At 62.2% G+C, this 6,062-nt stretch carries 5 protein-coding genes; 2 read left to right on the forward strand and 3 right to left on the reverse strand.

Annotated features, from left to right (window positions below):
• Nucleotides 1-8: 8 nt before the first annotated feature.
• Nucleotides 9-1,094 carry a serine protease gene (locus Q0L57_RS05345; RefSeq protein WP_296739111.1) on the forward strand — a complete coding sequence of 362 codons (1,086 nt, stop codon included), beginning with the start codon at nt 9-11 and terminating at the stop codon, nt 1,092-1,094.
• A gap of 86 nt (nt 1,095-1,180) precedes the next feature.
• Here Q0L57_RS05345 and Q0L57_RS05350 read toward each other — a convergent pair whose 3' ends face one another.
• The 3 genes from Q0L57_RS05350 to Q0L57_RS05360 all read right to left on the reverse strand — a co-directional run bounded on the left by Q0L57_RS05350 (nt 1,181) and on the right by Q0L57_RS05360 (nt 5,529).
• A complete protein-coding gene (locus Q0L57_RS05350) occupies nt 1,181-2,506 on the reverse strand; it encodes a hypothetical protein (RefSeq protein ID WP_296739114.1) in 1,326 nt (441 codons plus the stop codon).
• 220 nt (nt 2,507-2,726) lie between these two features.
• On the reverse strand, nt 2,727-3,620 hold the full coding sequence (locus Q0L57_RS05355; RefSeq protein ID WP_296739116.1) for a hypothetical protein: 894 nt from the start codon (nt 3,618-3,620) through the stop codon (nt 2,727-2,729).
• 280 nt (nt 3,621-3,900) lie between these two features.
• A complete protein-coding gene (locus Q0L57_RS05360; protein ID WP_296739119.1) occupies nt 3,901-5,529 on the reverse strand; it encodes a DUF6538 domain-containing protein in 1,629 nt (542 codons plus the stop codon).
• 225 nt (nt 5,530-5,754) lie between these two features.
• On the opposite strand from Q0L57_RS05360, the gene Q0L57_RS05365 reads away from it, so the two are divergent.
• On the forward strand, nt 5,755-6,062 hold a 308-nt coding region (locus tag Q0L57_RS05365; protein WP_296739120.1), incomplete at its 3' end, for a hypothetical protein.

Below are 6,062 nucleotides of genomic sequence, written 5' to 3' on the forward strand. Positions count from 1 at the left end.
GCGCGCCCATGTCGGAGCGAGGCGGTAGGGGACGCGCGGCTCGTCGAAGCGATCGGTTCGGCTGGCTTGCCGCCACCGCTGTCCTCTGCCTGACGCAGGCGGCGTCGGCCCAGCAGAACGGCGATACGGGGCCTGCGATCTATTCGACGGAGGCACCCGGCGTCGTTCGCATTCACGCGGTCGGCGTGACGGCCGATGGTTCCATGGACGGCGAGGACGGGACGGGCTTTGTCATCAGCCGGAGCGGCTACGTGCTGACGGCGAGCCACGTGATTCCGGACGATGCGAAATACAAGACCTTGATCCTGGGTGGGACGTTGGGGCCCGCGACGGCAGACGCGAAGCCTTCGCGGCTCGAACTGGTCAAGCGGAGCGATTCCTACGACGTCGCCCTGCTGCGGTTCGTCACGCCGCCTCCGGCCCTCACGGTACTCCCGTTGAGGCGGAGCCCGGCGAAGGTGGGCGAGCTGCTCTTCGTGCTCGGTTATCCGCTGGGTCTCCCGGATGCGCACTTTCTGGATGGACGGGTCGGGGCGGTGGCGCAAGATGCCATAACCACGAACGCACTCGTCGATAAGGGCAACAGTGGTGGCCCGGTCGTCGATGCGCGCGGATGCGTGATCGGGATAGTCTACGGCGCGATCACGAGCCGCGAAGGGCAACCCGTCAACGGCATCAAATTCGCGGTGCCGGTGCTCTCGATAAGCGGGATCCTTCCCCCGGACGTATCTTCGACCGCCGCTCGGGAGCCTACCCAAACGTCAGATATCATTCATGTCTCGGATGCTCTCTCCCGGACTCAAGAGGATCATGCGCTGACCGATACCGTGAGATCCTACCACGACGTCATCCCGGCGCGTGACGGATTCGTCATCGAGGAGATCGAGGGAGTAGGGCACGAAAGCCTGAACCCGCCCAGCCTCCAGTTTCCGACGCCGGTCATCTCGCCGGACAAGAAGTCGATGAGCTTCGACTACAGCCTCGTCAGCGGGCCCATCTACGACCAGCGGCGCGGTTGGATCGACATGACGATCGGCACAAGACAGAGGCGTGTCGGCTCCACGCCGGGCGCGGCGCTGGGCGGCTGCGAGTAATCGCAACGAACTCGCCGATCGAGCCGCAAGCGTCCTCGGCGGGCGGGGTGCGGTCTGCCGAAGACGCGTGCGCCCCGTTTGGCTCGTCAGAATTTGATCTTGGGTATCAATTGACCCGGATTGTTGATCACGGAGTTGGGGCCGCCCGTAAGCTGGCCCGGATTGTTGATCACGGAATTCGGTCCGCCAGTAAGCTGACCCGGATTGTTGATCACGGAATTCGGTCCGCCAGTAAGTTGGCCTGGATTGTTGATGACCGAATTCGGTCCACCGAATATCTGCCGCGGGTTGTTGATGATGGAGTTCGGACCACCGGCGAGTTGGGAGGGATTGTTGAATACCGAGTTCGGCCCGCCGAATATCTGGGCGGGATTGTGAACTACCGAATTGGGCCCGCCCGCGATCTGGCCGAACGTACGTGCGACCCAACCGTTCCTTCCGACCAGGTCATTGTTGTCTCCGAAGCAGCCGTCACTGCCACCGAATCCGTGCTGGAAGCACTTCTGCAATTCCCTGGCGGTCCATCGGCTGACCATGCATCCGCCCGCCGCATAAGGCTGACCGCCCGTCGTCACGACGCATTGGACAGCGATCTGTTGTTCCGGATTGAGGCTCATATTCAAATATCGGGTGCCGGCGCATGTGGCGAATTGCTGGAAGTCCGCCCCCGAATCCGCCGCGCATTCGACGGCGACGGCCTGTTCCTTCGTCAATCTCGAGCCGATGAAGTTCTTGGCGGCACAGGTCGCGAACTCCGACGTGTCGTTGGCGTCGGAAGCACAATCCAGAAGTTGCCTCTGCTGCGGCGTCAGATGGTTTCCGACGATGGAGCTGGCGCATGAAATGAAGTCATCCTCTTCGCCGCCGGATTTCATGGCGCAATTCGCCAGGATGCGTTGGTCGCTGTTCAGCGTGATGCCCGCCTTCGCTGCGGCACACTGCGCGAAATCCGCCTGTGTCCTCGACGAAACCGCGCAATCGAGGACCGAGTGGTCGCGTTGCTGTAGGATGACTTGAGCTCCCGTGCATTCCACGAAGCCGGCGACATTGGCCCCGCGAGCTTGAGCGCAGGCGACGGCGATTTCTTGCGACGACGCGCCCGGCCGGAGCGGCGTGATGCCGGGACCGGCTGGACCGCCCGGAGGGGGCTGGAAGGAGGCGACCGGCGGAGGCATCGGCGGCGGGGGAGGAAGTGGCGCAACCATTGGGCCGGGAAGAGGCATGATGGCCGGCGGGGGCATGGGGTGCGTCATGATCCATTGTTGGACCTGCGCGCACGGGCCAGGCCCCAACGGGCCCGCGCATATCGGACCTTGCGGCCCGTTTCCGATGACCTGAAGTCCCTGTGCTGCTGCTGCATTCGTCAGAACGAAAAGAATGAAAGAAATAAAAAGCGGCGTTCTCGCAGGCATGGATGCCTCCGCCAAAAAATCTACCTATAATTGATTCCAGTGCGGATACATTCTGTCAAGCTTGGCGGGTCGCCTTCGCTGATGTTCTTGCATTCGGAACCTGAACTCGGGCCGTCGCCGTGCTTGCCGGGCCCGTCTGCGGGACCGAATCTGATGAGAGCCAAACGTAACCAGATGTCCTCCTTGCCCGTTAGTATTGTCGGTGCATCGAAGAAGAAAGTTAGGGGCTCGGTAGGCAACTGGATGCCTGCTCAAAACCTGCACTCGGCGAAGGCGTATCGGCGAAGTATCGCTGCAGCGCGGCCTCGTAGGAGGCCTGAAAACCGGGATCGGTAGCCGCGTTGATGGCCTGATCGACCACAGCCTCCTCAATGGTATGACTAGCTTCGTGGGCTATGACGCAGGTTCGGCTTGCGCGGCAGTTGGCGCGCTCGTCTTGCAGAACCATGCGCACCGTTCTTCCGTGCTCGGCAGTTTCGCGAGGCAACAGGTATCTCGTTCCAGCCTCCTGGAGCCCGATATGAAATGGGGTCTCGAACCAAAGACATTTGCCGTCTGCCGGCCGGACGATGCGCCAGGTCAAGATCGTTGCGCTCTCCTCCCGTGCGACCGCGATCTGAACCTGGCCTGTCTCGAAGATCTCGACTTCTCGAACGCTTGGGTTTGGCAGTTCAGCAACCATCATCATGCTTTGCGGCGAAACGTGTCCTCCTATTAGGATCGCGGATCCGCCGCTCGTTCCGCCTGCAGGCACGACAAGACCGGTCGGTTTGCCCACTTCGAACCGGCAGTCTGCCACGCCAACGATCGGAGCGAAGTACCGGATGCGAGCCTTCAGCTCGTCCACAGTAGAGTGCGCCGGGCCCTCGTCGTTTTCTGGACCCGAACTTCCGACAATCACGCCAAATCCAGGAAAAGTTTCGCCCTTGCCGAGTCCAAAATAAGCGTCGAACCGACCCACCGCGTCCTCGTTGACGTACAATATATCCCCGTTGGGAAACTGGGTGACATACTGGATGCAGCCATGGACGACGTCCTGAATCCCCTTCAAGGATTTCGGGACGTCCCTTTCGAAGACATCGCGCCGGTATGGATCAATAACCAGAACTCTCATTTGACACTCCGATTTCTGTAACGTCCCGCCGCGGCAATCTTTTGATCGCTGCGATTATCGGGTCTCGGACTTATTCCGTCTCCAACTTCACTTCGAAGGTCTACCTTCCAGCGCAGCAAGCGCCAAAGGTCATCTGATCCGAGTCTTGTTGTCCAAGCCCGCAGACATCGAACGGCGCCTGCTGGCCCTTTTCGACCTTCCGCCGACCCGCGCGCTCCTCCGCCGGAAGCGCCGCGGTGTCGCGGGTCGCCTCGCCAAGCACGGCTTCGTCGCGAGTCCGTCAAGCGGCCGTGCGCCGGGCGGCCCGGTCGTCCTTGTCCGCGGCGATCTGCTGAGGCGAGCGTCGCGTGCGCTTGAGAGGCGCCGGCGGCCGGTTCAAGGCGGGGACCTTGAATCTCGGGAAGAGGGCCATCTCCTTCGCAAGCACCGGCACCTTGCGTTTGCCGTACCGCGCCCCGGTGCCGCTCTTGCTTTCGTGGCCGCACATGTAGTCGCACAACTCAGGCTTCATCTTCGTGCCGCGTACGATCTCGCGCCAGAGATGGCGCCAGCCGTGGTTGGGCTGCACGTCGGTGATCTTGAGCGTATCGCGCACCCACTCTCCCAACCGCTCGGCGACCTTGTGCCATTGGGGATTGGCTCCCTTTCCGCCGCGGGCGCGGACCGGATCATAGAACAGCGGCTTGCCGAGCTTGCGGCGCTGCTCGACGTAGGCGATGAACTTCTGGTCGAGCAGATGCTTATGGACCGGCACGCGGCGAAGCCGCTTGCCTTTCGTGAGCTCGGGTCTCAGCACGAAGCACCAATGACCGAGAATCTGCTGGACGTCGGACGGCAAAAGCGAGGTGATTTCGTTGACGCGGGCGCCGGTGTAGGCGCAGATCCAGGGCACCCAACGCCTGGCCGCCTTCATTTCGGCGGAGATCAGATGCGACGGTGTCGCGACGGTTGCCGACAGGATCGTCAGCGCCTGCTCCGGATCGAAGCCGCGCTCGTCGTCCTCCTTCCAGGCCTTGACGCCCTCGACCTTGATCCCGGCGAACGGATTGATCTCGAGCCGCAGCGCATTGAGCATGTGGGTGGCCACCGACCGCGGCGCCGCCAGCCAGACATCGCGGACGGCTTTGGGAGCGATGCCCTGGGAGATCATGTAATCGCGCCAGCGCACGGCGTCCTGCGGCGTCACCCGCGCGAGGTCCCGGTGCTTGATCCACTCGATGAAGCGTTCGATGACCGGCCGCCAGCGCTTGGCCGTCGGCCCGTCGAGGCCGCCCTTGATCCGAGGCTGGCTGCAGTAGAGTTCGAAGGCCTCCATGATGTCGACCTTCGGTTTCGTCCTCGTCTTGGGCAGTTCGCCGAGTTTTCCGTTTTCCTTGTAGTCGCCCTTCGAGGCGCGGAAGACGTCGCCGTAGGCGCCCTTCCTCGCATCGGCGAGCAGAGGCTTCAACTTTTCGACCTGCGCCTCCGCAGGCGGCTCTCCGAGTTCACGGGTCAGGATCTCGCGCGCCCAGCCGTCGAGCGCCTCTTCGACCCCCGGGTCATCGTCGTCTTCCGTGAGGGCGAGCCACCTCAGGGCGCCGAACCCCGTGCCGGGCTCGGCGATGTGGGCGTCGCGGATCCGGATGTGCGTCTCGCGCTGGATCGCGAACAGGTCCTGATGCGCCAAACCCGCCTTGGGGGCCTTCGGTCCCCGCCTGGCTTCCAGCGCCAGAACTTCCCATTCCCGTTCGAGCTCGACCGAGGCGACCGCGATCCGGGCGTTGGCGGTCCGTCGGTCTGTGGTCTTCAGCGACCGCCAGACCTCGGTCTTGCCGACCAGGGCCCGGTAACGGGCGGGAACCTTCTTCCGGATCCAGTAGACATTCTGTTCGTGGCCGCTCGCCTTTTTGGGCCGGAAGGGCGTGGGCATTCTCGTCGTTCCCATTGGTGTAGACCCTCGGTGTAGAACCGACGGCTCAAGGAACGCCCAAGAACACAGATAAACTTGTATTTATTGGGTTTTTCGCATACGCGGGGGAGAGTCCCTCCCTCTCCGCCATCTAGCGCCTAACCGGTTGTTTTCTCCAAGCGCTTTTCGAAAGTGGGTTAAGGCCAGTCCTGCCATTTGCTCTTCCGATCATTGCGGAAATTGTCCATGGCTTTTGACTGCTCCGTATTCATTCGACATGTGGCAGAGCGCATTATTCATGAATTTCATTTCTCGCGCGGCGCCGGCACGCCCGGCCTGATTGGCGCCGCTAAGGAGCACCCCGCTCGTGTCCAATTGGAGCGGCTAATACCCGGCGGTGTCGCAGTAGGCAGTGGCATTACCGTGGACAGCTACGGCTCCAGTAACGCCTTTGCGGGAACTCCGGAAGAACAGTTTGACCAAGATCACAAATCCTTCGCCAGATTTATTCCTTTGTGCTCTGTGCGCGCTTCCTCGCGACTCCGCAGACAATG

The sequence above is a fragment of the Mesorhizobium sp. genome (assembly GCF_024509055.1).
GTDB lineage: Bacteria > Pseudomonadota > Alphaproteobacteria > Rhizobiales > Rhizobiaceae > Mesorhizobium.